This window comes from Elstera cyanobacteriorum, from assembly GCF_002251735.1.
GTDB classification, from domain to species: domain Bacteria; phylum Pseudomonadota; class Alphaproteobacteria; order Elsterales; family Elsteraceae; genus Elstera; species Elstera cyanobacteriorum.
In genome coordinates, this window is sequence record NZ_NOXS01000033.1 from 387,595 (window position 1) to 413,292 (window position 25,698).

28 protein-coding genes and 1 tRNA gene are annotated in these 25,698 nt (G+C 64.1%); 16 read left to right on the plus strand and 13 right to left on the minus strand.

Features of this window, described 5'->3' with window-relative positions; genetic code table 11:
• Positions 1 to 15 precede the first annotated feature (15 nt).
• From CHR90_RS14040 to CHR90_RS14065, 6 genes are read left to right on the plus strand one after another with little or no spacing between them, the layout of a single operon-like run.
• Entirely contained in the window at positions 16 to 801 is a 786-nt protein-coding gene (locus CHR90_RS14040) for an ABC transporter ATP-binding protein (RefSeq protein WP_094409640.1), read from the plus strand.
• Between the two features lie 10 nt (positions 802 to 811).
• Complete coding sequence (gene nirB / locus CHR90_RS14045) at positions 812 to 3,259, plus strand: nitrite reductase large subunit NirB (RefSeq protein ID WP_212668688.1); 2,448 nt, start codon at positions 812 to 814, stop codon at positions 3,257 to 3,259.
• 2 nt (positions 3,260 to 3,261) lie between these two features.
• Entirely contained in the window at positions 3,262 to 3,597 is a 336-nt protein-coding gene (nirD, locus tag CHR90_RS14050; RefSeq protein ID WP_094409642.1) for a nitrite reductase small subunit NirD, read from the plus strand.
• A gap of 5 nt (positions 3,598 to 3,602) precedes the next feature.
• Positions 3,603 to 6,278 (plus strand): nitrate reductase, encoded by a 2,676-nt coding sequence (locus tag CHR90_RS14055; RefSeq protein ID WP_094409643.1) that lies wholly within the window; start codon positions 3,603 to 3,605, stop codon positions 6,276 to 6,278.
• Positions 6,253 to 7,632, plus strand: coding sequence for a siroheme synthase CysG (cysG, locus tag CHR90_RS14060; RefSeq protein WP_094409644.1), 1,380 nt, complete (start codon positions 6,253 to 6,255; stop codon positions 7,630 to 7,632). The genes CHR90_RS14055 and cysG overlap by 26 nt, the downstream gene beginning before the upstream one ends.
• Positions 7,629 to 8,546 (plus strand): glycosyl transferase family protein, encoded by a 918-nt coding sequence (locus CHR90_RS14065; RefSeq protein WP_094409645.1) that lies wholly within the window; start codon positions 7,629 to 7,631, stop codon positions 8,544 to 8,546. Before cysG ends, CHR90_RS14065 begins: the two co-directional genes overlap by 4 nt.
• Here the strand turns inward: CHR90_RS14065 and CHR90_RS14070 are convergent.
• Complete coding sequence (locus tag CHR90_RS14070) at positions 8,528 to 9,559, minus strand: methyltransferase domain-containing protein (protein ID WP_094409646.1); 1,032 nt, start codon at positions 9,557 to 9,559, stop codon at positions 8,528 to 8,530. The two genes, CHR90_RS14065 and CHR90_RS14070, sit on opposite strands and share 19 nt — an antisense overlap.
• A gap of 503 nt (positions 9,560 to 10,062) precedes the next feature.
• On the opposite strand from CHR90_RS14070, the gene CHR90_RS14075 reads away from it, so the two are divergent.
• On the plus strand, positions 10,063 to 11,748 hold the full coding sequence (locus tag CHR90_RS14075; protein WP_094409647.1) for a methyl-accepting chemotaxis protein: 1,686 nt from the start codon (positions 10,063 to 10,065) through the stop codon (positions 11,746 to 11,748).
• Positions 11,749 to 11,755: 7 nt separating this feature from the next.
• Here CHR90_RS14075 and CHR90_RS14080 read toward each other — a convergent pair whose 3' ends face one another.
• The 4 genes from CHR90_RS14080 to CHR90_RS14095 are packed head-to-tail and all read right to left on the minus strand — an operon-like array spanning position 11,756 to position 13,828.
• The gene (locus CHR90_RS14080; RefSeq protein ID WP_094409648.1) at positions 11,756 to 12,232 is read right to left on the minus strand and encodes a YcgN family cysteine cluster protein; all 477 of its coding nucleotides are present in this window, start codon (positions 12,230 to 12,232) and stop codon (positions 11,756 to 11,758) included.
• A 10-nt stretch (positions 12,233 to 12,242) separates the two neighbouring features.
• Positions 12,243 to 12,512 carry a Txe/YoeB family addiction module toxin gene (locus CHR90_RS14085; RefSeq protein ID WP_338081394.1) on the minus strand — a complete coding sequence of 90 codons (270 nt, stop codon included), beginning with the start codon at positions 12,510 to 12,512 and terminating at the stop codon, positions 12,243 to 12,245.
• Positions 12,496 to 12,768 carry a type II toxin-antitoxin system Phd/YefM family antitoxin gene (locus CHR90_RS14090; RefSeq protein ID WP_229671494.1) on the minus strand — a complete coding sequence of 91 codons (273 nt, stop codon included), beginning with the start codon at positions 12,766 to 12,768 and terminating at the stop codon, positions 12,496 to 12,498. Before CHR90_RS14090 ends, CHR90_RS14085 begins: the two co-directional genes overlap by 17 nt.
• 49 nt (positions 12,769 to 12,817) lie before the next feature.
• Positions 12,818 to 13,828 (minus strand): cysteine synthase A, encoded by a 1,011-nt coding sequence (locus CHR90_RS14095; RefSeq protein ID WP_094409649.1) that lies wholly within the window; start codon positions 13,826 to 13,828, stop codon positions 12,818 to 12,820.
• A 98-nt stretch (positions 13,829 to 13,926) separates the two neighbouring features.
• On the opposite strand from CHR90_RS14095, the gene CHR90_RS14100 reads away from it, so the two are divergent.
• The 4 genes from CHR90_RS14100 to CHR90_RS14115 all read left to right on the plus strand — a co-directional run bounded on the left by CHR90_RS14100 (position 13,927) and on the right by CHR90_RS14115 (position 16,195).
• On the plus strand, positions 13,927 to 14,691 hold the full coding sequence (locus tag CHR90_RS14100; protein WP_094409650.1) for a class I SAM-dependent methyltransferase: 765 nt from the start codon (positions 13,927 to 13,929) through the stop codon (positions 14,689 to 14,691).
• 119 nt (positions 14,692 to 14,810) lie between these two features.
• On the plus strand, positions 14,811 to 14,936 hold the full coding sequence (ykgO, locus tag CHR90_RS14105) for a type B 50S ribosomal protein L36 (RefSeq protein WP_084627548.1): 126 nt from the start codon (positions 14,811 to 14,813) through the stop codon (positions 14,934 to 14,936).
• A gap of 174 nt (positions 14,937 to 15,110) precedes the next feature.
• A complete protein-coding gene (locus CHR90_RS14110) occupies positions 15,111 to 15,545 on the plus strand; it encodes an Rrf2 family transcriptional regulator (protein WP_094409651.1) in 435 nt (144 codons plus the stop codon).
• A 77-nt stretch (positions 15,546 to 15,622) separates the two neighbouring features.
• Entirely contained in the window at positions 15,623 to 16,195 is a 573-nt protein-coding gene (locus tag CHR90_RS14115; protein WP_094409813.1) for a flavodoxin family protein, read from the plus strand.
• A gap of 43 nt (positions 16,196 to 16,238) precedes the next feature.
• On the opposite strand, the gene CHR90_RS14120 is transcribed toward CHR90_RS14115, so the two are convergent.
• Positions 16,239 to 16,787 (minus strand): NADPH-dependent FMN reductase, encoded by a 549-nt coding sequence (locus tag CHR90_RS14120; RefSeq protein WP_094409652.1) that lies wholly within the window; start codon positions 16,785 to 16,787, stop codon positions 16,239 to 16,241.
• A 93-nt stretch (positions 16,788 to 16,880) separates the two neighbouring features.
• On the opposite strand from CHR90_RS14120, the gene CHR90_RS14125 reads away from it, so the two are divergent.
• The 4 genes from CHR90_RS14125 to glcF all read left to right on the plus strand — a co-directional run bounded on the left by CHR90_RS14125 (position 16,881) and on the right by glcF (position 21,405).
• A complete protein-coding gene (locus tag CHR90_RS14125) occupies positions 16,881 to 17,264 on the plus strand; it encodes a winged helix-turn-helix transcriptional regulator (RefSeq protein WP_094409653.1) in 384 nt (127 codons plus the stop codon).
• Between the two features lie 129 nt (positions 17,265 to 17,393).
• On the plus strand, positions 17,394 to 18,875 hold the full coding sequence (locus CHR90_RS14130) for an FAD-linked oxidase C-terminal domain-containing protein (RefSeq protein ID WP_094409654.1): 1,482 nt from the start codon (positions 17,394 to 17,396) through the stop codon (positions 18,873 to 18,875).
• 9 nt (positions 18,876 to 18,884) lie between these two features.
• Positions 18,885 to 20,090: an FAD-binding protein gene (locus CHR90_RS14135; protein ID WP_094409655.1), complete on the plus strand. Its 1,206-nt coding sequence runs from the start codon at positions 18,885 to 18,887 to the stop codon at positions 20,088 to 20,090.
• Between the two features lie 4 nt (positions 20,091 to 20,094).
• Positions 20,095 to 21,405, plus strand: a complete 1,311-nt coding sequence (glcF, locus tag CHR90_RS14140; protein ID WP_094409656.1) for a glycolate oxidase subunit GlcF — start codon at positions 20,095 to 20,097, stop codon at positions 21,403 to 21,405.
• On the opposite strand, the gene CHR90_RS14145 is transcribed toward glcF, so the two are convergent.
• From CHR90_RS14145 to CHR90_RS14170, 6 genes are all read right to left on the minus strand, one after another.
• Positions 21,400 to 22,305, minus strand: coding sequence for a DMT family transporter (locus CHR90_RS14145; RefSeq protein ID WP_094409657.1), 906 nt, complete (start codon positions 22,303 to 22,305; stop codon positions 21,400 to 21,402). The genes glcF and CHR90_RS14145 overlap by 6 nt on opposite strands.
• An 82-nt stretch (positions 22,306 to 22,387) precedes the next feature.
• Positions 22,388 to 23,149 carry a sulfite exporter TauE/SafE family protein gene (locus CHR90_RS14150; RefSeq protein WP_094409658.1) on the minus strand — a complete coding sequence of 254 codons (762 nt, stop codon included), beginning with the start codon at positions 23,147 to 23,149 and terminating at the stop codon, positions 22,388 to 22,390.
• Positions 23,146 to 24,021: an MBL fold metallo-hydrolase gene (locus CHR90_RS14155; RefSeq protein WP_094409659.1), complete on the minus strand. Its 876-nt coding sequence runs from the start codon at positions 24,019 to 24,021 to the stop codon at positions 23,146 to 23,148. Before CHR90_RS14155 ends, CHR90_RS14150 begins: the two co-directional genes overlap by 4 nt.
• A 24-nt stretch (positions 24,022 to 24,045) precedes the next feature.
• Complete coding sequence (locus tag CHR90_RS14160) at positions 24,046 to 24,465, minus strand: YeeE/YedE family protein (protein ID WP_094409660.1); 420 nt, start codon at positions 24,463 to 24,465, stop codon at positions 24,046 to 24,048.
• A 1-nt stretch (position 24,466) separates the two neighbouring features.
• A complete protein-coding gene (locus CHR90_RS14165; RefSeq protein ID WP_094409661.1) occupies positions 24,467 to 24,895 on the minus strand; it encodes a YeeE/YedE family protein in 429 nt (142 codons plus the stop codon).
• A 4-nt stretch (positions 24,896 to 24,899) separates the two neighbouring features.
• Positions 24,900 to 25,124: a YgaP family membrane protein gene (locus tag CHR90_RS14170; protein WP_094409662.1), complete on the minus strand. Its 225-nt coding sequence runs from the start codon at positions 25,122 to 25,124 to the stop codon at positions 24,900 to 24,902.
• Between the two features lie 76 nt (positions 25,125 to 25,200).
• Between CHR90_RS14170 and CHR90_RS14175 the strand changes: the two genes are divergently transcribed.
• Entirely contained in the window at positions 25,201 to 25,527 is a 327-nt protein-coding gene (locus CHR90_RS14175; protein WP_170941414.1) for an ArsR/SmtB family transcription factor, read from the plus strand.
• A 53-nt stretch (positions 25,528 to 25,580) separates the two neighbouring features.
• Here CHR90_RS14175 and CHR90_RS14180 read toward each other — a convergent pair.
• Positions 25,581 to 25,665, minus strand: a tRNA-Leu gene (locus CHR90_RS14180).
• Between the last annotated feature and the right edge of the window lie 33 nt (positions 25,666 to 25,698).

Genomic DNA, 25,698 nt, shown 5'->3' on the forward strand with positions numbered 1-25,698 from the left:
GGGAGGGCCGCGATCATGACGAAACCCTATCTGCAAATTTCCGACGTCGGCATTCAGTTCGGCCCCAATGTCGTGCTGCAAAACGTCTCGCTCGATATTCAGCGCGGCGAGTTTCTGGCGATCATCGGTCATTCCGGCTGCGGCAAGTCCACCTTGCTGAACATTGTCGCCGGGCTGCTGAAATCGACGTCCGGCGGCGTGCTGCTGGAAGATAAGGAAGTGGACGAACCCGGCCCCGACCGCGCCGTCGTCTTCCAAAACCATTCCTTGCTGCCCTGGCTGACGGTCGAAGAAAATGTTGCTCTGGCCGTCGATAAGGTCTTCGGCAAGACCAAGAGCCGCAGCGAGCGGCGCGACTGGGTGCGCCATAACCTCGCCCTCGTCAACATGAGCCATGCACTCGCGCGCCGCCCGAACGAAATTTCCGGCGGGATGAAGCAGCGCGTTGGCATCGCCCGGGCGCTGGCGATGCAGCCGAAAGTGCTACTGATGGACGAACCGTTCGGCGCGCTCGACGCCCTAACCCGCGCTCAGTTGCAGGATACGGTGATGCGGCTGCAGACCGAACTCAATAATACCGTGCTGATGATCACCCACGATGTGGACGAAGCGGTGCTGCTGTCCGACCGCATCGTGATGATGACCAACGGGCCGAACGCCACCATCGGCGAGGTTCTGCCCGTGCCGCTGGCCCGTCCGCGCGATCGGTTGGCGCTGGCCGCCGACCCGACCTATGTCGCTTGCCGGACGGCGGTTCTGCAATTCCTCTATGAACGTCACCGCCACCCGGCGGCGGCGTGAGGCTACGATCATGCGAGATCAAATTTCCCCCGACCGCTCCCGCCTACTCGTTATCGGCAATGGTATGGCTGGGATGCGGACGGTCGAAGAAGTGCTGAAACGCGACCCGGCCCGCTACCGCATCACGGTGATCGGCGCCGAACCGCATGTGAATTATAACCGCATCCTGCTGTCGCCGGTGCTGTCCGGGGAAAAGACGTTCGAGGAGATCGTCATCAATTCCCGCGACTGGTACACGGCGAACGGTATCGAGCTGATCGCGGGTGATGCGGCGATTGCCATCGATACGGCGGAAAAGACCGTGCGCACCGCGTCGGGCCGCACCGTCGCTTACGATAAGTTGCTGCTCGCGACGGGATCGAACCCGTTCATCCTGCCGGTGCCGGGTAAGGATTTGCCGGGGGTCTGCGCTTTCCGCGACCTGTCGGATGTCGAGACGATGCTATCGGCGGCGCAGCGCTATTCCCACGCTGTTGTCATCGGCGGCGGGCTGCTCGGCCTCGAAGCGGCCAATGGGTTGGCGGCGCAGGGCATGAAGGTTAGCGTTATTCATCTGATGGATACGCTGATGGAACGCCAGCTTGATACGGCGGCGGCGACCTTACTGGCAGAAGACCTAACCCGGCGCGGCATCACCATCATCACCGGCGCCGTGACCGAAGCCTTGATCGGCGCCGACCGGGTGCAAGCGGTGCGCCTCAAAGACGGGCGACAGTTGCCCGCCGATCTGGTTGTGATGGCGGCGGGGATTCGCCCGAATGCGGCGCTGGCGCAAGCCTCTGGCCTCGCTTGCAATCGCGGGGTGGTGGTCGATGACGGCTTACGCACCTCCGACCCGTCGATCTATGCCATCGGCGAATGCGCCGAGCATAACGGCCAGTGCGTCGGCCTCGTCGCGCCGATCTGGGATATGGCGAAGGTCTGCGCCGATCATCTGACCGGCAAAACCGGCAGCGCCTACCGCCCGATCCAGCCGCCGACCCGCCTGAAAGTGACGGGCATCGATATGCTCTCGGTCGGCCAGTTCAATGGCGGCGAGGGCTGCGAGGATATTGTGCTGCGCGATGGCGCGCGGGGCGTCTACAAGCGCCTCGTCGTCAAAGACGATAAGCTGGTCGGCGCGGTGCTGTATGGCGACGCCAAGGATGGCGGCTGGTACGTCGATCTGCTGGAAAAAGCCGCCCCGCTGGGCGACCTGCGCGATACGTTTGTCTTCGGGCCAGGGCTGACGGCCAGCGGCAGCGCCGATCAGGGCCTTGCCGATCTTCCCGATGAGACGGAAATCTGCGGCTGCAATGGCGTGTGCAAGGGTACGATCCTCACTGCGATTGCGGATAAGGGGCTGACGACCCTCGAGGAAGTGAAGACCCACACCAAGGCCGCCGCCTCTTGCGGCTCCTGCTCCTCCAAGGTCGAAGGGCTGTTGGCGTTGGCTTTGGGCGGCGACTATCAGGCTAAGACCGTCGAAGGTATGTGCGGCTGTACCGATCATCCTCATGAAACCGTTCGCCTCGCCATTAAGGAGCGAAACCTGAAGTCGATCCCGGAAGTGATGCGGGCGCTCGATTGGCGCACACCGGGGGGCTGCGCCTCCTGCCGTCCGGCCTTGAACTTCTATCTGCTCTGCGCGTGGCCGGGCGAGTATCAGGACGATAGCCGGTCGCGTTTCATCAACGAACGCGCCCACGCCAATATTCAGAAAGACGGCACGTTCTCCGTCATTCCGCGCATGTGGGGCGGGGTTACCACCGCGCAGGAGCTGCGGGCGATTGCCGATGTGGTCGATAAGTATGATATCCCCAGCGTTAAGGTGACGGGCGGTCAGCGCCTTGATCTCTTGGGGGTTAAGAAGGAAGACCTGCCGGCGGTCTGGGCCGATCTTAACGCTGCCGGGATGGTCTCCGGGCACGGCTACGGTAAGGCGCTGCGCACGGTGAAAACCTGTGTTGGGTCGGAATGGTGCCGCTTCGGCACGCAAGATTCGACCGGTATGGGCATCAAGCTCGAGAAAATGACCTGGGGGTCGTGGCACCCGCACAAGGTGAAGCTTGCCGTTTCTGGCTGCCCGCGCAATTGCGCCGAAGCGACCATCAAGGATTTCGGCGTGATTGCTGTTGATTCGGGCTGGGAGCTGCTCATCGGTGGCAACGGCGGGATCGAGCTGCGCGGCTGCGACTTCCTGGTAAAGGTTTCGACCGAAGCCGAGGTGCTGGAATATTGCGCGGCCTTCTTGCAGCTCTACCGCGAAGAAGCGCGCTACCTTGAGCGCACGGCGCCGTGGGTGGAGCGCGTCGGCCTGCCCTATGTCAAATCCCGCATTCTCGACGACGAGGCAGGCCGCCGCGCGTTGGCAGCGCGGTTTGCCTATGCCCAAAAATTCGCGCAGATCGATCCTTGGGCCGAACGGGTGGCCGGGGTCGAGGCCGACGAGTTCAAACCGATGCTGGTGGAGGTCTGATCATGGCGTTTTGGCTCGATATTGGCCCCGCCGCCGCCGTCCCCAGCCAGGGCGCGCGCAAGCTGATGATCCAGGGACGGCAGATCGCCGTGTTCCGCACCGCCGAAGACGGTTTCTTTGCCCTCGAAGACCGCTGCCCCCATAAGAACGGCCCGCTGTCGGATGGGATCGTCCACGGCGACTGCGTGACCTGCCCGCTGCACGGCTGGGTGATCAGCCTCGCTTCGGGCGCCGCGCAAGGGGCGGATCACGGGCAGGTGCTGACCCTGCCCGTCGCGCTGGACGGCGAGCGCTTGAAGCTCGATATTTCCGTCCTTAGCGCCGCCGCAGCCGAGTAACGACGATGGGAGAGCCGCATACCGCCGTTCTGCAACGGACCACCTGCCCCTACTGCGGCGTCGGCTGCGGGGTGGAGATCGTCTCGAACGATGGCGGCGCCACGCTGGCCGTGCGGGGCGATGCGGCGCATCCCGCCAACAAAGGGCGGCTCTGCTCTAAAGGCTCGGCCCTGGCCGACAGCCTGACCCTGCCGCATCGGCTGACCCAGCCCTTGAAGGGCGATCAGCCCCTCTCCTGGGATGCGGCGCTGGAGGAGATCACGGCGCGGCTGAAGGCGGTACTGGCCGATCATGGGCCGGAGGCGGTGGCCTTCTATGGTTCCGGCCAATTGCTGACGGAGGATTATTACGTCCTCAACAAGCTCGGCAAAGGGTTCATTGGGACGGCGAACGTCGATACCAACTCCCGTCTGTGCATGGCCTCGACCGTGGCGGGGCATAAGCAGAGTTTTGGCGCCGACACAGTCCCGGGGCTGTACGAGGATTGGGAACAGGCCGATCTCGTCATCCTCGTCGGCAGCAATACGGCTTGGTGCCATCCTGTGCTGTTCCAGCGGCTGCTGGCGGCGCGCCAAAGCCGGGGTACGAAGATTGTCGTGCTCGACCCGCGCCAAACGTCGACGACGGCGGAAGCCGATTTGCACCTGCCGCTGCGCTCCGGGTCCGACATTGCCCTTTTCGGTGGCTTGCTGCGGGCGATTGCTGATGCCGGGGCGTTGAACGACGCCTATCTGACGGCCCACACCAATGGCGCCGATACGGCGCTGGCGGTGGCCCCCGATCTGCCCGCCGTCGCGGCGGCAACCGGCCTGTCGCCGGTTCAGATTGCCGCCTTCTACCGGCTGTTCATCGAAACCCCCAAGGTGGTGACGGTGTTTAGCCAGGGGGTGAACCAGTCCAGTCACGGCAGCACGACCGTCTCGGCGATCCTCAACGTTCATCTGGCGACGGGGCGGATCGGCACGCCGGGGTGCGGACCTTTCTCCGTCACCGGGCAGCCCAACGCGATGGGCGGGCGCGAGGTTGGGGGGCTGGCCAATCAGCTTGCCGCCCATATGGATTTCGCCTCGGCCGACGACCGCGACCGGGTGCGCCGCTTCTGGGGTGCGCCCCGTTTGGCCGAGGCGCCGGGGTTGAAGGCGGTCGATCTGTTTCAGGCGCTGGTCGATGGCAAAATCAAATTCCTGTGGATCTTGGCGACCAACCCGCTGGCGAGCCTGCCCGACGCCAATCTGGCGCGCGAGGCGCTGGCCCAGTGCCCGACCGTCATTCTGTCCGACGCTATTTGCGATACCGAAACCGCGCGCTACGCCCATTTCCTGCTGCCCGCCGCCACGTGGGGCGAAAAGGACGGCACTGTTACCAATTCCGAACGCCGAATTTCCCGCCAGCGCGCCTTTCGCGCCCCGCTGGGCGACGCGAAGCCCGATTGGTGGGCACTGGCTCAGATCGGGCGGCGGCTTGGCTATGCCGATGCGTTTGCCTATGACCGCTCGGCGGATATTTTCCGCGAGCATGCCGCGCTATCCGGGTTCGAAAATCAGGGGCGCCGTGATTTCGACCTTTCGGGGGCCATCGGCCTGAGCGACACGGACTATGATGCACTGGCGCCCTTCTGCTGGCCGTGGAAGGCCGGAGAGGCGCCGGGCGCGTCGCGCTTCTTCGCCGAAGGCGGCTTTTTTACCCCCGACCGGCGGGCGCGTCTGGTGCCGACCCCGATGACGGCGACGGCGAGCAGCACCAGCCTCGCCTTTCCGCTCGTGTTGAACACGGGCCGGGTGCGCGACCAATGGCACACGATGGGCCGCACCGGCTTTGATCCGCGCCTGATGGCGCATCTGCCGCGCCCGACTGTCGCGCTAAACCCGCGCGATGCGGCGACCTTGGGCATTGCCGAGGGCGATCTCGTGCAGGTCACCAGTGCGACCGGGGCGATGTTGCGCCTCGCCGAGGTGACGGATAAGCAGCCGTCGGGCGAGGTTTTCGCCTCGATGCATTGGAACGGCGCCTGGTGTGGCGGCGGCGCGGTGGGCCGGGTGATCGCCCCGCACGTCGATCCGCTGTCGGGCCAGCCGGAGTTGAAATATACCCCCGTCGCCGTCAGCCGTCTCGACCCGCTGTGGCGCGGCTATGCCCTGTTGCGCGACGCGCCGGAACCGATGGCGCAGTGGGATTTACCGGGCTTTTTCTGGTGCAAACGCCCGCTCAACGGCGGTTGGGCGGTGGAGCTTTGGGCGCTGCCGACGCTGGACATAATCCCCGACGGGGCGCCGATCCTGGCGACGCTGCTGGGCGGCCCGCCGGAGGCTTTTACCCCGCTAACCGTCGCCGACCCGGCGCGCGGGCGCTGGCGCGGCGCCTATGTACGCGAGGGGCGGCTTGACGCTGTGCTGATCCTCGGCCCCGGCCCCGAGATCGATCACTTGCTGCCGCTGTTCGCCGATCCCGAAATCGACGCCCAAACTGTCCTGGCCGGGCGCGGTACGGTTGCGGCGGCCAGCCCCGTCGTCTGTTCCTGCTTCCAGGTTTCTGCCGCGCGCATTCAAGCGGTGATTGCCTCCGGCGAAGCGACCAGCGTCGAGGCTATCGGTGCGCTGCTGAAGGCGGGGACCAACTGCGGCTCCTGCATTCCCGAGTTGAAAGGATTTCTGCGCCATGCCGAAACCTCTCTCGTCGCCTGAAAAGGTGTCGGGTCTTAGCCATTTTCCGGCCTTCTTCGCGCTGGCAGGGGTGCCAGTGCTGGTGATCGGCGCGGGCGATCTGGCCGAGGCCAAAGCTCGGCTGGTCGAGCGCGCCGGGGCGCGGGTTGCGCGCTGGCCCGACTGGGCGCCGGGGGCGGACCTGACGGGCTTCCGCCTGATCATTGCCGCGCCGGAGGCCGGGTCTGTCGATCTGCGCGCCCTGCGCGTGGCGGCAACGGCGGCGCGGGTGCCGTTGAACGTTGCCGACCGACCGGAGTTTTGCGATTTCATCCTGCCCGCAATCATTGAGCGGGGACCAGTGACGATTGCGGTTTCCACCGGCGGCGCGTCGCCCATTCTGGCCCGCTTGCTGCGGGCGGTGCTGGAAAAAGCCATTCCCCCTGGCTATGGCACGCTCGCGCGCTTGGCCGGGGCGTTCCGGGCGCGGGTTGCAGCAGCGCTGCCTGATAGCACCGAGCGCAAGGCCTTCTGGGAAAAGCATTTGTCCGGCGCAGTGGCCGATCTGGCCTTGGCGGGAAACGCAGCGGCGGCAGAGGCAGCCCTCGCCGATGCGCTGGCGTCGCCCTCCGCCCCCGACCGCCTGCCCGTGGCCCTGGTCGGCGCCGGGCCGGGGGATCCTGACCTGCTGACCCTAAGGGCGGCACGCTTGATCGCTGCCGCCGACATTATCCTCTACGATGCTTTGGTGGGCGATGGGGTGCTGCGGCTGGCGAAGCGCGAAGCCAAACTGATCCCCGTCGGCAAGCGTTGTGGCGACCGCACCTCAATGACCCAGGCCGCGATCAACGATGCGTTGCTGGCGGCGGCGCGCAGTGGCGGGCGGGTCGTGCGCCTTAAGGGCGGCGACCCTGGCGTTTTTGGGCGGGCTTTGGAAGAAATCACCCATCTCGAAACCCACGGGTTTCCGGTCGAGCTTGTCCCCGGCGTCACGGCGGCGCTGGGGGCGGCGGCGGCGCTTCGCTGTTCCCTCACGCAGCGGGGCGTCGCCCGTTCTCTCACCCTCGCTACGGCCCAGACCCTCGACGGTAGCGCCGACCATTGGGCGGCGCTCGCCAAAGCGGGCGGCACCCTGGCGCTTTATATGGGGAAGGCAGCGGCGGGCAAGCTGGCGCGCGATCTGATTGCCGAAGGTCTCGACCCGGCAACCCCGGCGGTGGCCGTCGAAAACGCCACTCTGCCGCAGCAGCGGGAAGTTGCGACCACCCTGTCGGAACTGCCCTTGGCGTTGGCTGAAGGCGCGTTCGACGGGCCGACGCTCTTGCTGATCGGGGCGGCCTTGGCGCAGATTGGGGCGCAAGCGGTCCCCCAGTCTGAGGTTATCCCGGCGGAATGAGCGTTCACGATACCCATGCTTTTGCTCCCTATGTCCGCACGCTGGGGCGCGGCCCCGGTAAATCCCGCTCGCTGACGCGGGAGGAGGCGCGCGACGCCCTCGGTCAAATTCTGCGCGGCGAGGCGCTGCCGGAACAGGTTGGCGCCTTCCTCATGCTGCTGCGCTATCGCGGCGAAGACCCGGACGAGGTGGCGGGGCTGGTGGAGGCGGCGCGGGCCGAAGGGCCGGGCTGGGACATTGGCCGCGTCGATCTCGACTGGCCGTCCTATGCCGATGGGCGCACGCGCGGCGCGGCGCATTTTCTGACGGCCGCGCGCATTATTGCCCGCAGCGGCGTGCGGGTGGTGCTGCATGGGTTACCCGGCGGGCCGGGGCGGGAGGCGATTGCCGAGGGGCTGGCCGCGACGGCGATTCCGATCACCGAAACCGAGGCGGATACGCGGGCGGCCCTCGACCACGCGAACATCGCCTTCGTGCCGATACCTGTGCTGGCCCCCGGTCTTGCCCGGCTGCTGGCGCTACGCGGCGTGCTCGGGCTGCGCTCGCCAATGAATACAGTGGCGCGCCTGCTGAACCCGTTCGACGCGGCGGCGGGGGTCGATGGGGTCTTTCATCCGCCCTATCTGAAGCTGCATCTCGGCGCGGCGGAGCGCTTGGGCCGGGCGCGGTTGGCGGTGCTGAAGGGCGGCGGCGGCGAGGCGGAACGGCGCCCGGAAAAAGCGACGCCCGTCTTCCTCTGGGCCGAGGGGCGGGTGACGGAGGTAGCGTTTCCCGCGCTCTGTTCGGCGGATGCGGAAGAAGCGGTACAGGCGTCGGCCACGGTGCAGGCAACGGTCGCCCTAGCGCTGCTGGCGCTCGGCAAAGCGGAGACGGCGGACGAGGCCGATGCGCAGGCTCAGATCTTAATGCGATAGCGCATCGCGGCAATCGCATCCGTATCCAGCGCGGTGCGGAACGCGGCCCAGCGTTCCGAGTCGGCGGCGACGGTCGGCAGTAGGGGGCGCGGAATAGCGCCGGAATTCAGCTTTTCCGACAGATCGCCCCAGATACTGGCAATCCGCTCGCTGTAAGCTGCGCTGATCTTTTCCGGTGCAGCATCAACGTTGAGAGAGAAGAAACTCTCCATCATCTGATCATGCGACCACAGTTGCGGGGCGGGGGTGACCAGCTTCAGCCAGGCTTGCAAGGCTTCCCCCGCTTCGGCGGCCCTCCGGCTCGATCCCGCAAGGCTGGCGACGCCCAATTCGGTCAGCACGATTTCGGTGACGACGACATGGCCGTTGCGCTTGGCGGCGCGGACGATCTGTTGCAGCAGCCGGGCCTTATTGGCGACCGGGGTCAGCAGTTCGTGCGCGGCGACGATATCGAAACTATTGGCCTTGAAAGCGGCGGTGGCCGCGTCATAGGCCGTCACCGCGGCCTTTTGCGACAGTTCCTGCGCGTCCGACCGCTGCTGAGCCAGCGCGGCGAGGGCCTGAGAGGGGGTCAGGGAGGTTGGCCAGCAGCCGTAATGTTTCGCCAGCACGCGCGTTAGCCCGCCGAGCCCGGCGGAGGGGATGAGCACCTGGGAAGAGACATTGATCGGCAGATCGGCGAGCGCGCTGGCGGCAATCGGCCCATCGCCGGGTGTCAGATTATCTTCACCCCATAGAAACTCTGCGGCATCGATGCGGGTCTGCGTCCAATAGCTGTCGGCGGCGACCGCCTTCAGCGGCGACGGGGTGGCTTTTGCGGCAGGCGCGGCCTTCGCGGCTGGGGCAGCGGCGCGCGGTTCGGGCGGCAACGGGTCGGCCCGTTCGGTCAGAAGTAAGATATTGTCAGTTGCCCCGACCGGCCCGACATCGGTTAACGACAGATTCAATGTCGGCGGTGCGTGCTGTAGGGGCGCGCGAGAGGGCGGCGGTGATTTTTTTCCGAACCAAGCCATGACCGATAGCTCTCTCCCTCGCGTGATCGTTTCGGCGTAAGGCTTAATGGCAATTGTGGGCCGTTCAGGGGGGCGTGGTCAAGTCATGTGATGCGTGAAAACGAGGGCAACTGTCGCGCATCAATATAAATAAATTTTCATCAATTTTTCAGGAGCCGCTGAAAGGTCGTAAGGTTGCCTCTGCATTTCTTCCTTGCTGTGTTCGTTGAGGTTTTTGTTTTTGGGCATTCTTTATCAAGCAATATGAGAACGGGTAAAATTTCGTACCCTAATTTCTTGAACGCTTTGAGGGGCTTAATCATATGATCCCTCGGCCTATTCTTAGTTGATTAAGCATTGTTCAATCTTCAATTTTAAATAAATGTTCTCCGATCTTGATGCTTTCAAAAAATAATACTGTTTCGTCATGATTCTGCCCTTGCTTTGTCAAGGGGCTGGTACAATTTTTGCAAAATTCGGTAACGATCGAAACGGTTGAGTGGCGGCGGAGCGAGGGGGCTCGAATGATTACGGCATTGCGGCAGAAGCTTTCGATGAAGCTGGGGGCGGCCTTTGGCGTTGTGGCGCTGATTACGCTGGTAACGGGCGGGTTTATTCTTCAGTCGCTGACGGCGCTGGTTGATAGCTCGTTACGGGGGAAAGCCGCTTACGAATCGATGGATGCTATTGCCTCAATGCGGGATGGGATGCTGAATAGCGAGGCGGGTGTTTATGCCTTTGTGCTGCTAAGTACGCCGGAATCGCTCGTCCCGTTCGAGCGAGGGCAGGAGCAGTATAAGGCCGCCTACGCTAAGGCTCTGGCTTTAATCGTGGAAAACCCAACCCAACGCAGCAAGCTAACCGAAGTGCATGGTCTTGCCGAAACCTGGAGCCGGGAATTCGGGATCAAGGTGGTCGATGCGATCAAGGATCCAGCGGGACTAGCGATTGCTATGGAACTTGTGACCTCGGGCAAGGGGAAGGAGTTGTTTGATCGGTTCCGGGTGGCGGTGGCCGATCTGGAGGCCGCAGAACGGGTGCATCTGGCCGCGCGATCAGATGAGTTTACAGCGACGACAAATGTGGCAGAAGGCGTTACCATTGCCGCAATTTTCACCGCCGTCATTGCCGCTGTCTTCCTGTCGATCTTCGCCAATCGGGTGATTACTGCCCCGGTGATGCGCATGACGGGGGCCATGGGCGCTCTCAGCCGGAAGGAGTATGATGTTACTATTCCGGGGGCTGATCGGGGCGATGAAATTGGTAAAATGGCGCAGGCTTTGGTCTTGTTTCGCTCCTCCATGCAACAGGCCGACCAACTGACCGCCGAACAGGCGGTGGCCCGGGCCGGTGAAGAAGCACGCCGCGCTAAGCTGGATGGGCTGACCGATAACTTCCTTCGTAGCATTGACCGGATTGTCCAAGGTCTAGGCACCGCTTCCAGCCAAGTTCGCAGTAATGCCCAAGCTTTGGCGGATACCGCGCGGCTTACCAATGCACAGGCTGCTGCCGTGGTGGTTGCGACCGACGAGGCTACCAACAATGTCCAAACTGTCGCGTCGGCTGCCGAGGAACTTTCGGCATCTATTATCGAAGTCGCCCGTCGGACCGAAACCGCATCGGGCGTTGTGCGCAAGGCCGTTGACGAAGCCGAAGAGACCAATAGCGTAATTAAAGAGCTTGCAACTGCGGCGGATCGAATTGGTGAAATCGTCGATCTTATTCAGAGTATTGCCGGACAAACTAATCTTCTGGCGCTGAATGCGACGATTGAAGCGGCGCGTGCTGGTGATGCCGGAAAGGGGTTTGCCGTCGTTGCCTCCGAAGTCAAAAGCCTTGCCAATCAAACCGCCAAGGCGACCGACGATATTCAGGCGCAAATCGCAATGGTTCAGGATGAAACCCGCCGGGCCGTGGCGGCGATCAACCGCATCGGTGCGACGATCCGCAGTATCGACGATATTACTGCGACGGTCGCGGCGGCGGTTGAACAGCAGGGGGCCGCGACGCGCGAAATCGCCCGCAATGTGACCGAAGCGGCGAGTGGGACTGAACAGGTCAGCCGCAATATCAATGGCGTTTCGCAGGCGGCCAGAGAAACCGGGCACGCGGCACAGGAAATGTTAAGTGCCTCCGGCAATCTTGCCGATCAAGCGGCGGCGCTTAAAACTCACGTTGATCATTACGTCGCCCAGGCGGCGGCGGCTTAAGACCGGTCTACTCTTCGGCGTTCGGCCATTCGATGATGTGGTGCAGATACTCCTGCTCGTCGGCGATGCTGGTTTCGCTGACGACCCGGCCCTTCACCGAATGGCCCGCCCGTTCGACCGACGCGGGATCGCCGGTCAGCAGCGGGTGCCAGGCGGGCAGCGGCTTACCCTCCGCCAACCGCCGGTAAGCGCAGGACGGCGGCATGTAATAAAGGCTCTCGATACTCTCCGCCGTCACCTTCACGCATTCGGGAACCTCGGCGAAGCGGTTGGCGTAATCGCAGCAGCGCCCGGTCTTGGGGTCGAGCAAGCGGCAGGCGATGGCGGTAAACTCGATCATACCGGACGGTTCGCCGCTCTCGTCCTCATATTCCAGCTTGGCAAGGCAGCATTTGCCGCAGCCGTCGCAGAGGGCTTCCCACTCGTCGGCGGAAAGCTGGAGCAGGGTTTTGGTTTCCCAAAAGCGGGGCGACAGGCTGGGCATGGGAAGCACTTCAGTAGTGGTAGCGACAGGCGATGATGGTGATCGCCGTTTCGCTTACCTGATAAACCAAACGATGCTCCTGGTCGATCCGTCGTGACCAAAGGCCTGAGAGATTGAGCTTCAGCGCTTCCGGTTTTCCAATACCGTTGAACGGATCGCGCAAAGTTTCCTTGATGAGGAGGTTGATCTTCTTCACCACTTTGCGATCTTCAGTCTGCCAAATCTCATAATCGGACCAGGCTGAAGGGGTCCAGGAAAGTAGCCTAGTCATCCCGCTCATTTAGCGGATGTTGGACCGTCTTTGCCGCGTGAAATTCAGCCAGCGAGGCTTCAAGGTGGGCAGCGTTGGCGGGGGTGCGCAGCAGATGTGCTGTTTCCATCAGGCCGTTGAACACGTCAAGCGACATTAGCACGGCGTGGGGGGCATCCGGCCGGGTAATGATTGTATAGTCAGAGTCCTGGGCAACATCCTCGATCAACTGATCGAGATGCCGCTGCGCTTCGGCGGAGGAGACAACCCGCATGATAGCCCCCATCTCTCTCTCATCTCAGATGCGTCAGCTTAAGCGAGATAGGGGAGTTTGCCTAGGCCAGCCAGCCCGGCACCGGTAGATTGCGGGCGCGCAGGAACTCGGGGTTGAAGAGTTTCGACTGATAGCGCGCCCCGCCGTCGCAGAGGATGGTGACGATGGTATGCCCCGGCCCCAGCGTGCGCGCGACCTGCATGGCAGCGGCGACATTGATGCCCGCCGACCCGCCGACGCAGAGGCCATCGTTCTTCAGAAGGTTGAACACAACCTCCAGCGCCTCGGGGTCGGATACGCGCACGGCGCCGTCGAGCTGTACCCCGGCGAGGTTGCCCGGCACGCGACCTTGGCCGATACCTTCGGTGATGGAAGTCCCTTCCGCCACAAGGTCCCCGCCCGTCGCCCAATTATAAAGAACCGAGCCGTGCGGGTCGGCTAGGAAGACTTTGATCGCGGGATCGGCCGCTTTCAGGGCGCCGCCCGTCCCGGCCAGGGTGCCGCCGGTGCCGACGGCGCAGGTGAAGACATCGGGCGCCTTGCCGGTCAGGGCTTTCACTTGCGCATAGATTTCTGGCCCGGTGGTGCGGGCGTGGCCGTCGCGGTTGGCGAGATTATCGAACTGATCGGCGAACAGCACGCCGTTTGGCTCCGTCGCCGCCAATTCTTCCGCCAAGCGCCGGGCGACATGAACGTAATTGCCGGGGTCTTTGAAGGGTTTGGCCGGGACCAGCTTCAACTCCGCCCCGATTAGGCGCAGGAAATCGATTTTCTCCTGGCTCTGGGTTTCCGGCATGACGATGACCGTGCGGTACCCCCGCGCATTGCCGACTAGCGCGAGGCCGATGCCGGTATTGCCCGCCGTCCCTTCGACGATCACCCCGCCGGGCTTTAGCGTCCCCGCCGCTTCGGCAGCCTGCACGATGGCGAGCGCCGCGCGATCTTTCACCGAGCCGCCGGGGTTCATAAACTCTGCCTTGCCGTAAATCGCACAGCCGGTCGCCGCCGAGGGGCCGTTGAGATAGATCAGCGGCGTCTGGCCGATAGCGGGGAACAGGCCGGGCGTGGACATGATTTTCTCCAATTTACAGCGTGATTTGGGAAACTTGTAAAAGATGTAGGCCCATCCGTGAAAAGCTGCAAGAGTGCCCGAAGCATGGGAGGGCTGATATGAGCGGGTTCAAGGATCATTTTTCCGCCGTTGCGGGCGGCTATGCGGCTTTTCGGCCCCGGTATGGCGCCAGGCTGGCGGCCGATCTGGCGGCGCTCTGTACGCGGCATCGGTTGGCGTGGGATGCGGGCTGTGGGTCGGGTCAATTCTCCGCCCTCTTGCCCGCCCATTTCGAGACCGTGGTGGCGACCGACGCATCCGCCGATCAAATAGCCGCCGCAACGCCGCATCCGCAGATCGCCTATCGCGCCGCGCGGGCGGAGGCGAGTGGCTTGCCGGAGGGCCGTGTCGATCTCATCACCGTCGCCCAGGCCGCCCATTGGTTCGATTTACCGGCGTTTTATGCCGAATGCCGCCGGGTGGCCGCGCCGGGGGCTGTGCTGGCGCTAATTTCCTATGAAAATATGATCCTGCCGCCCGCACTCGCGCCCGTGTTCCAACATTTTTATAAAGATGTGCTCGGCCCGTTTTGGCCCGCCGACCGGCTTCATGTGGAAAACGGCTATGCGGACCTGCCGTTTCCGTTCGATCCCTTACCGCTGCCACCCCAGCAGTTGGAGGCCGAGTGGGACGCGGCGGCGGTCTTGGGCTATATCGGCACCTGGTCAGCCGTGCGCGGTCTGTTGGCGGCGGAGGGGGAGGGGCGGTTGAATGCCTTCCGCCAGCAGTTCACCGAGGCGTGGGAGGCGGCGGTCGGGCCGGGGCGCCGGTTGTCCCTGGTGTGGCCGGTCAGCGTGCGGGTTGGGCGGGTTCTTCCGGCGTGAGTGAGATTCTTCGCGGCTTTTCAGACTCCTGCATTGACAGGGGGCAGGCCGATGGGTAGGGTCGCGACCTATTTTCGGCCTGGCTTCGGCCCGGATCTTGGGAACTGAAGGTTTGTATCATGAAGATCGTCAACTCGCTGAAATCGATGAAGACCCGCCACAAGGCTTGCCGTATCGTTCGCCGCAAGGGCCGCGTCTACGTCATCAACAAGCAGAACCCGCGCTTCAAGGCCCGCCAGGGCTAATCCGCCCCGCGCCCACACGGGCGCACGGACGGCCAGCGGTTTCGCTGCTACGTTAAAAGCACCGACGGGAAACCGCCGGTGCTTTTGCTTTGGGGGCTTAGCATTTCTTTAGCATCGGCGCTTGACGGTGTTAGGGAGAAACCGTATCTCTAATTGTGACGATTGGAGGGGCGCATGGGCGCGCGCAGCAGTCGGTTCGCGGTGGCTCTTCACGCTTTGGCGATCATCGCCCGGCGTGGGGGGGAGCCTGCCTCGTCGGAGTGGATTGCCGAAAGCGTCGGCACCAACCCGGTGGTCATCCGCCGGGCTTTGGCGCCGCTGCGGGAAGCAGGGCTGATTACCTCGGTTGCCGGGGCGGCGGGCGGGTTTCTGCTGGCCAAACCGGCGGAGGCGATTGGCCTTAATCAGGTCTGGTCGGCGGTGGAACCTGAGGGTTTCGCCTGCCACGGCGGGGCGGAAGATTGCCCGGTTGCGGCCAGCCTGCCGCCTATCTTGGCCGAAATCGGTCAAGATATGGACCGGGCTATCGAGGTTAGTCTGCGGGCCTGGCGCCTGTCGGACGTGACCCGCCGACTGTGCGAGGAGATGACCGCCAAAGGCGCCTGCTGATCGTCATCGCGGAAGAACGGCCTGCGGGCCGTTTTTCTAACCGGAGAAATGTAACAATTATAGATACGGTGATCTTCATGGCAAACGTGGCAATCGTCTATCACAGCGGCTTCGGGCATACGGCGGTTCAGGCCGATAGTGTGGCGACAGGCGCCCGCAGCGTTCCCGGCACGACCGTAACGCTGATCAAGGCAGAAGAGTGGGAAGCCCAGGCCGAGGCGCTGGATGCCGCCGACGCCATCATCTTCGGCGCGCCGACCTATATGGGCAGCGTGTCGGCGCAGTTTAAAACCTTCATGGATGCCACCGGCAAGATTTGGTACACGCAAAAATGGAAGGATAAGCTGGCGGCGGGCTTCACCAATTCGGCCAGCCAGAGCGGCGATAAGCTGAATAGCCTGATCCAGCTTGCCATCTTCGGCGCGCAGCACGGGATGATCTGGGTGTCGCTGGGTGAGTTGCCGCAAAACAACAGCAGCCAGTCGAGCCCCGATACGGTGAACCGCCTCGGCAGCTTCTTGGGCGCGATGGCGCAGTCGAATAATGATCAAGGGCCGGACCTCGCGCCGCCGCCCGCCGACCGTAAGACGGCGGAAATACTGGGCGCCCGCGTCGCAACCTTAGCGAAGAAACTCGCTCCCGCCGCCTAACGGCCACAAGAAGCCGGGGGGATGCCCCCGGCTTCGCATCAGTCTAGGCCCCGACGCGGTCAATCCAGCGCGCGAAGCTGTCGATCCAGCCGCTCAGGAAAGCGCGGGTTTCCGGGTTGGTGATGGCGCCTTCGGCATCGAACACTTCCGGCTTATAGGTGAAATACACTTCCGGCTGCGTCATCAGATAGGCGCCGACGACACTGACGATATTGCGCAGCGAATTTTGCGCGGCCGCCGTCCCGGTCGCCCCAGGCGTCGTGCCGGTAATGGCGGCGGGTTTCCCCGCCCAGGAATTCTTCCCCCACGGGCGATTGGCCCAATCGATGGCGTTGTGGATCACGGGGGTGAAGGTCCGGTTATATTCCGGCGTGACGAACAGCACGGCATCGGCGGCCTCGATATCAGCCTTCAAGCGCAACACCGACGCCGGGGGCGTGGCCCATAGGTCTTCATTATAGACCGGCAGGTCGCCAAGATCGACGAATTGAAACTTTAGGCGATCGGATGCCAGCTTCGCTAGGCTCTCGGCAAACTTGCGGTTGATCGAGTCGCGGCGCAGCGAACCCACGAGAACAGCAACGGTTTTCATCTTCGATCCTTTGTTTACAAAAGTGACTAAGGCTATAGTGGGAACCGAAAACCGTATCGCAAGACGGCACTCTTTTGCGCCTGAGGCACCTTTATGAAACCAACCGCCCATCCCGATCCCGAGCGGTGCCGTTTGGTCAATGACATCATCGCCCTGGTCGGCGATAAATGGAGCGTGCAGGTTGTCATGTGCCTAGGCGGCGGGCAGCAGCGCTTTACCGAGATTCGGCGGGCCGTCGAGGGGATTTCCCAAAAAATGCTGACCGTTACCCTGCGCGGGCTGGAGCGGGACGGCTATGTGCAGCGCACGGTTCACGCCACCATTCCGCCGCGCGTCGATTATGAACTAACGCCGCTGGGGTACGAATTGCTCGTGCCCCTTAAGGCGCTGGGCGATTGGGCGCTGACCCACTACCGGCGGGTTGCTGCCGCCCGCGCCGCCTATGACGCCCGCGCGCTGGCCGACGCGGCGGAATAACGCGCCCCCTACGAAAGTCCCGCCGGTTTTCCCGTTGCTTGCGCTTGGCTTTTGCCGCGTTATCCTCTGTAACAAGCCGAAAAGAGGCGTGGGGCGGTACGCCCTGGGGAGGGGGAGACGATGGTTCTGATGCCGGAACCGCAGGCGGCCATTCTGGCGCGGCGGGATGTGATTGTGGCGGGCCTGCGCGCCCTATTGCCGGATGCCTGCGTGATTGCCGACGAAACCGGGCGGCGGGCCTATGAATGCGATGCCGTCAGCGCGTATCGCCAACTTCCCCTAGCGGTGGTGCTGCCCCGGAATACGGCGGAAGTGTCGGCGGTCCTGCGTTATTGCCATGAAGAAGGCGTACCGGTGGTGCCGCGCGGGGCGGGAACCTCGCTGTCGGGCGGGGCGTTGCCGGTGGCGGATGGGATTATCCTGGGCCTCGGCAAGCTCAATAAGATTCTTGACATCGATTTCGCCAATCGCGCGGTGGTGGCGCAGCCGGGGGTAACGAACCTCGGCATCACCAATGCCGTGCAGCACGCGGGCTTCTATTACGCGCCCGACCCGTCCTCGCAAATCGCCTGCACCATCGGCGGCAATGTCGCGGAAAATTCTGGTGGTGTGCATTGCCTGAAGTATGGGCTGACGACCAACAACATCCTCGGCGTCGAACTCGTCCAGATGGACGGCACCGTGCTGCGCTTCGGCGGTAAGGCGCTGGAAGCCGGGGGGTACGATTGGCTCGGGCTGCTCACTGGCTCCGAAGGGTTGCTGGGGGTGGTGACGGAAGTGACCGTGCGCATTCTGCGCAAACCGGCCACGGCGCGGGCGCTGCTGCTCGGCTTTCCGTCCTCCGAACAGGGGGGCGATTGCGTCGGCAAGATCATTGCCGCCGGGATCATTCCGGGCGGGATGGAGATGATGGACCGCCCCGCGATCCACGCCACGGAAGCCTTCGTGAACGTCGGCTATCCGCTGGATGTGGAAGCGCTGCTGATCGTCGAACTCGACGGGCCGCCGGTGGAGGTGGATTACCTGATCGAGCGCGTCTCGGCGATTGCCGATAGTTGTTCCGCCGTCACCAAGCGGATTTCGGTCAACGAGGCGGAACGCATGGCCTTCTGGGCCGGGCGCAAGGCGGCTTTTCCGGCGGCGGGGCGGATTTCGCCCGATTATCTCTGCATGGACGGCACCATACCGCGCCGGGCTTTGTCGCAGGTGCTTACGCGGATGACCGAGCTGTCCAAGCAGTATGGCCTTGGGTTGGCGAACGTCTTCCACGCCGGGGACGGCAATCTCCATCCGCTGATCCTGTTCGACGCCAATAAGCCGGGCGAGTTCGAGAAGGCGGAGGCCTTTGGCGCCGATATTCTGCGCCTCTGCGTCGATGTCGGCGGGGTTTTGACCGGCGAGCATGGCGTCGGCGTCGAAAAGCGCGAGTTGATGCCCTGTATGTTCTCCGAAATCGACCTTGATCAGCAAAAACGGGTGAAAGAGGCCTTCGACCCGCAGGGGCTGCTGAACCCCGGTAAGGTCTTTCCGCTGCTGCATCGCTGCGCCGAAGGTGGGCAGATGCATGTTGCGGGCGGGGCGATCCCGCATCCTGATCTGCCGCGCTTCTAAGGATTTCCGATGCTTACTCCCTTAACGGCGGCAGAACTCGCCGATCTCGTGCGCGGGGCGGCGGCCTCGGGCGATGCGCTGGCGCTGCATTCCGGCAATAGTCTGGCGGGCCTGGGGCCGTTACCGACCAGCAACCGGGTGCATCACTCGCTTTCCCTTGCGGGGTTCGACACGATCATCGCCTATGAGCCGGAAGAACTGGTGCTGACGGTCGGGCCGGGCATTCCGCTCGCCGAAGTTAAAACCTTGCTGGCTGGGCGCGGCCAGCATCTGGCTTTCGAACCGCCCGACTGGGGGCCGCTTTACGGCCAGCCCGCCGGGATCGGTACGCTCGGCGGCGTCATCGGGGCGGCCCTAGCGGGATCGCGGCGGGTCAGCGCGGGCAGCGCGCGCGACCATATGCTCGGCTTTCAGGCGGTCAATGGACGCGGCGAGATTTTCAAAGCGGGCGGGCGCGTGGTGAAGAATGTCACCGGCTATGATCTGCCGAAACTCGTCACCGGCGCGTTCGGCACCTTGGTCGCTTTGACCGAAGTGACGGTGAAAGTCGTGCCCGCGCCGGAAACGGTGGAAACCCTGATGCTGCCGGGCCTTCCCCCCAAGCGCGCGACAGAAATCATGTCGCAGGCGCTCGGCAGCGCGCACGAGGTGGGGGCGGCGGCCTATCTGCCCGCCAGCGTGGCCCGCGATCTTATCCCCGGCACGTCGGACAGTGCAACCCTGATCCGGCTGGAAGGTTTCGCCCCCTCCGTTGCGGCGCGCGCGACCGCTTTGACCAGCGAGTTGGGCGGCGCGGTTGACCGGCTGGGCGCGGCACTGTCCCGCCCGCTCTGGCAAGGCCTCAGCGATGCCACGCCGTTGGTCGGGCTGCACGAAGATTGCCTCTGGCGCATCTCGGTCGCGCCGACCGAGGGCGCGGCGCTGCTCGACGCTGTGCAGGCGGCGCGGCCGCTGGCGACCGGTTGGCTCGATTGGGGCGGCGGCTTGGTCTGGCTCGGTCTGCCGCCGCATCCCGGCGAAGCGGATGGCGGGGCGGCTTTCCTGCGCGGGCTGATCCGCGATGGTCACGCCACGTTGGTGCGCGCGCCCGACCGGATTCGGTCCAGCGTACCGGTCTTCCAGCCGATGTCCCCAGCCTTGGCGGCTTTGGCGCAGCGGTTGAAGGCCGCCTTCGACCCCGCCGCCGTTTTCAACCCTGGCCGTCTGGGAGTGTAAGGCGATGCAGACCCATTTCAGCCTCACCCAGCTTGCCGATGCGACGGTGCAAGAAGCCGATAAGATCCTGCGCACCTGCGTCCACTGCGGTTTCTGCACCGCCACCTGCCCGACCTATCTGTTGCAGGGCGACGAACTCGATAGCCCGCGCGGCCGCATCTATCTGATGAAGGATATGCTGGAGAATGCGGCGGAGCGCGGGCCGACCGAGACGCACGTAAAGCATATCGACCGCTGCCTGACCTGCCTGTCGTGCATGACCACCTGCCCCTCGGGCGTGCATTACATGCATCTGGTCGATCAGTCGCGCGCCTTCATCGAGCATCACTTCCGCCGCCCCTGGGCCGACCGGCTGGTGCGGGCGGTGCTGGGCCGGGTGATGCCGAACCCCCGGCTGTTCCGCCTGTCGCTGATCGCGGCGCAACCGGCGAAACTGCTGCTGCCGCTGCTGCGCCCCGTCGCCAAGACCGATTTGGTGAAACGGCTGGTGGCTTTGCTGGAAACCGCCCGCCCGCCCGCGTCCCCAACGCCGATTGACCGGCCCGGCCTGCACGCGGTTCCAGTGGGGGTGCCGGTGGTGAAGCGCGTCGCGCTGATGAGCGGCTGTGTGCAAAATACCCTGCGCCCGGATATCAACGAAGCCACCGTGCGGCTGCTGACCCGCCTGGGGGTGGAAATCATGGTGCCGCCGGCGGGCTGCTGCGGCGCGCTCAATCATCACCTTGGCCAAGAAGCGGCGGCGCTCGCCAAAGTGCGCGCCAATGTCGCCGCATGGGAAAAGCTGCTGGATCAGGGCTGCGAGGCGATCCTCATCACCGCGTCGGGCTGCGGCACGACGGTGAAGGATTATGGCCATATGCTGAAGGACGATCCCGCCTGGGCCGGGCGGGCGGCGCGGGTCGCGGCGGCGGCGAAAGACGTGTCGGAAGTGCTGGAAACCCTGACCTTCCCTGCGCCCGATACGCCGCAGCCCCTCCGTATCGCCTATCATTCTGCCTGTTCGATGCAGCACGGTCAGCGCCTGAAAACCGGGCCGAAGGCGCTGCTGGAAGGCGCGGGCTTTACCGTGCTGGACGTGCCGGAAGGGCATATCTGCTGTGGGTCGGCGGGCACCTATAGCCTGTTGCAGCCGGATCTGTCGCAGCAGCTTAAAGCCCGCAAGCTCGGCAATATCGCCCTTACGCAGCCGCAGGCGGTGGCGACGGGCAATATCGGCTGCATGACCCAGTTGCAAGCTGGGCTGCCGGTGCCGATCCTTCATACGGTCGAACTGCTCGACTGGGCCTATGGCGGGCCGAAACCGGCGGGCCTATGACGGGCGGGTGCGGCGGCGTTCACCATAGGCGACCAGTGCTGCCGCACCAACGATCACCCCGGCGCCGATCAGGCTCAACGGGACCGGCAGCAGGTTGAAGACCAGTAGGTCAAACAGCATCGCCCAGAGCATTGCCGTATATTCAAACGGCGCCAGCATCGACACGGGGGCGCGGGCCACGGCTTCGGCCATCGCGATATGGGCGCATCCCCCGGTCACCCCAGCGCCGATCAGCCACAGCAAGGTTTGGCCACTGGCAGGGGACCAGCCGAAGGGGGCGGTCGCCAGCCCGACCGAGCCGCAGACCAAGGCAAAGTAGAAGGCGATGGTGCCGGTCGCCTCCGTCGCGGTCAGGCGTTTGATCTCGACCTTGGCGGCGGCGGTGGTCACGGCAACGGTGACCCCGGCGGCGACGCCGATCAAGGTGCCGAGATCAAGCTGCGGACCGTCGAAGGCCGGCCAGAGGATGAGCCCGACACCGAGAAATCCGAGGACGGCGGCCCCTGTTACGGCGGGCGAGGGGCGCTCCCGCAGAAAAATCGCGGCAATCGGAATCGTCACCAACGGCGCAAGGAAGCTAAGGGCGGTAGCGAGCGCCAGCGGCAGATAGCTGAGCGACAGGAAGGACAGTGCCATCGACGCACAGCCGAAGCCGCTGCGCTTCACATGACCCCACGGCTGCTTGGTCTTCAAAGCGCGCGGAAACTGGCCTCGCCACAGCAGATACAGAAGGATCGGCACTAGGGCGACCGAACTGCGCCAGAACATGATCTGGCCAACCGGCGCGTCGAAGGACGCAAGGCGGACGCAGAGCGACATGACGACGAAAAGCCCCGTCGCCGCGACCCGTAAACCGATGCCTTGCAGTAGCCTGCGCGATGCCCCGACGCTCGGCACCATTCTTTCGTCCCCTCATATCCATCGGTCAGGCCGACAGGATGCCCCGGCGGGGACGGGAAGGCGAGGGGCGTGTCTGGAATATCTATGTATTACGCCAGAGCAGATAGACCCCGACCCCAGCGACCAGGGTTGCGAACAATCGGTTCAAGGTCGCGCGCTGCGCGGCCAGCCGCTGGGCCAATCGGCTGCCGATGTAACCGCCGATGATCCCGCCGCCGATAAACTCTAGGGCAATCGGCCAATCGACAAGACCGGACAGGGCGTAATTGACCGAGGTGGTCAGGCCGAATAGCCCGACCGATAGCAGGGAGGAGCCGATGGCGTTCAGCATCGCCATGCCGCTGCCCAGAATGAGCCCAGGAACGATGAGAAATCCGCCGCCGATGCCGAAAAATCCCGACAGGCCACCGACTGTCAGGCCCACCGCGATCAGCTTCGGGGCATTGCGGCGGTCGAGGTGAACATTTTCCCCCGCCCCCTCCGCGCGGGGGCGCAGCATAGCGGCGGCGACGATCAGCATGACGAGGCCGAAGAGGGTGAGCAACCGCTGCCCGTCCATCAGTTTCCCAAGGCTCGATCCCAGCGCCGCGCCAATGATCCCGGAAAGGCCGAAGACGGTCGCGCAGGGCCATTTCACCGTCCCGCGCCGCGCGTGCTGGGCCAGATTGGCGAAGGCGTTCACGGCCACGGCCAGGGCGCTGGTGCCGATGGCCTTATGGGGATCGGTCATCCCGACGACATAGAGCAGCAGCGGCACCGCCAGCACCGACCCGCCGCCGCCGATCAACCCCAGGGTGAAGCCAACGAACCCGCCGGACAGCAGAGCCAAACCATCGCTGATCATAGCGCGTTCAAGGGGATTCTAAGATAGGCGGTGCCATTGTCTTCGGCGGGCGGCAGGTGGCCCGCGCGCATATTCACTTGCAGCGCGGGCAGGATCAGGCGCGGCATGCCTAACGTCCGGTCGCGCGCTTCGCGAAGGGCAACAAATGCGTCCTCGGTCATCCCATCGTGTACATGGATATTCTCGGCCCGTTCGGCGGCGACGGTGGTTTCCCAGCGGATGTCCCGCCCATTGGGGCCGTAATCATGGCACATGAACAGCCGGGTTTCCGGCGGCAGCGCCAGAATGCGCCGCATGGAGCGGTAGAGGGTGCGCGCGTCGCCGCCGGGAAAATCGGCGCGGGCGGAGCCGCCATCCGGCATGAAGATCGTATCGCCCACGAAAGCCGCATCGCCAATCACATGGGTCATGCAGGCGGGCGTATGGCCGGGGGTGTGCAGGGCGGTTCCGGTTAAACCACCGATCCGATAGGTCTCGCCATCGCGGAACAGGTGATCGAACTGGCTACCGTCGCGGTGAAACTGTGCCGTTTCGTTGAAGATCGTGCCGAAGGTCGTCTGGACGGTGCGGATATGCTCGCCAATCCCAATCTTGCCGCCCAGCTTTTGCTGAAGATAGGGGGCCGCCGACAGGTGATCGGCGTGGACATGGGTTTCGATCAACCAGTCCAGCGTCAGCCCCTGGTGGCGGACGAAGGCGATGATCGCATCGGCGGCACTGGTGCCGGTCCGCCCGGCGGGATAGTCGAAATCCAGCACCGAATCGATGATTGCGCAGGCCTTGGTCGCGGGGTCGGCGACCACATAGCTGATGGTATTCGTCGGAGCATCGAAAAAGCCGGTCACATCCGGCGCGGCAAGCGCAGCGGTCATCGAACTCTCCAAAAGCAGAAGGGGTTAGCGGGCCGCTAAGCGCCCGGCGGCCATCCCCGCTAGCATGGCGACGCTGAGCAGGGCGGCCTCGGTCGATCCTGTCCCGAGCGCAACCAGCGCCGGGCCAGGGCAGAAGCCCGCCAGTCCCCAGCCAATCCCGAAAATCGCCGGGCCGATCAGAAGGCGTCGGTCGATCCGCGTGGCGGTCGGCAGCGCGAAATGGTCGGCCAGCAGCGGGTGGCGCCAGCGCGGGATGGTCTGAAAGCCGATTAGGCCAATGATCACTGCCCCGCCCAGCACGAAGGCCAAACTGGGATCCCAGCCCCCCGTCGGAAGGGCCGCGAGATCGAGAAAATTCAGCACCTTGGCCGGATTGCTCATGCCCGAGAGGACGAGACCCAAGCCGAAGATCAGGCCGATGGCGAAATGAAGCGCAAGCCGCATGTCACACCCCCATCCAATGCCGAGTGACGAAGACCGTCAGGATCGCTGTTGTCATGAACACGCCAACCGCGACGAAGGAGCGTCTCGATAGGCGCGACAGACCGCAGACCCCGTGACCGGAGGTGCAACCACTGCCATAGACCGCGCCGAACCCGACCAGGGCACCGGCCACCAGCAGGCGCATCGGCCCGGCTTCGACCACGGCGGCGGGGCGCGTGCCGGTCAGCAGCCAGATCAACAGCGGCGCGGCGATCAGCCCGAGGATGAAGGCCGCCCGCCCGCTGGTTTCCCGGTCGGTATAGGGCGGCAACAGCCGGACCGCGATGCCGCTGATCCCGGCGATCCGTCCAAAGACGGCGAGCATTAGCACTGACGCCAGCCCGATTAAGCCGCCGCCGACCAGGGCGCTCACGGGCGAAAACGCTGTCATAGGCTTATCGCCGCGATAGGGGACAGGTACGGATGCCGAACAGCGTGTAGGCCGGGCAGAAGCGGAAGGCCGCCGTCAGCACCATCACCGCGCCCGCCGCGGTCAGCGCATACTTCCAAACGCCCCAGCCTGCGACTAAATCCTGAAGGCCCGGCACGAAAGGAAACAGAATGAGCAAGGCCCCGACCACAAACCGCAGAATCCGGTCGAAACCACCGACATTGGCCATAGCATCCTCCTGGGATATAAGGTACGATAATTAGTATATTCGCATTTTCTAAAATATCAAGCGCGAAAGACCGACGATGACCCACCCAATGGCGGTACTGCCCCTGGCGGATATGGAAGCGAAAGCGGAAGAAGCTAGCCGCGTGCTCACGGCAATGGCAAACCCCAAGCGGCTGCTGACACTATGCCATTTGCTGGAGGGGGAGAAATCGGTCGGCGCTTTGGCGGAGGCTGTGGAGTTGGCGCAGGCCGCCCTATCCCAGCATCTCGGCAAGATGCGCGCCCTCGGCTTGGTCGAAACCCGCCGCGATGGCCAGACGATCTATTACCGCTTGGCTAGCGCTGAAGTCCGGGCGATCTTGGAGACGCTTTATCGGCTTTATTGCGCCCCCGACTGCGCGTGAACGGGCAGGCCAGAAAGCAGAAAACCCCGCAGTGATGCGGGGTTTCTGAAATTTGGTGCCCAGAAGAAGACTCGAACTTCCACGCCTTGCGGCACAGGTACCTGAAACCTGCGCGTCTACCAATTCCGCCATCTGGGCAACGTCTTGGTGAAGGGGTTTCTAAAGAACCGG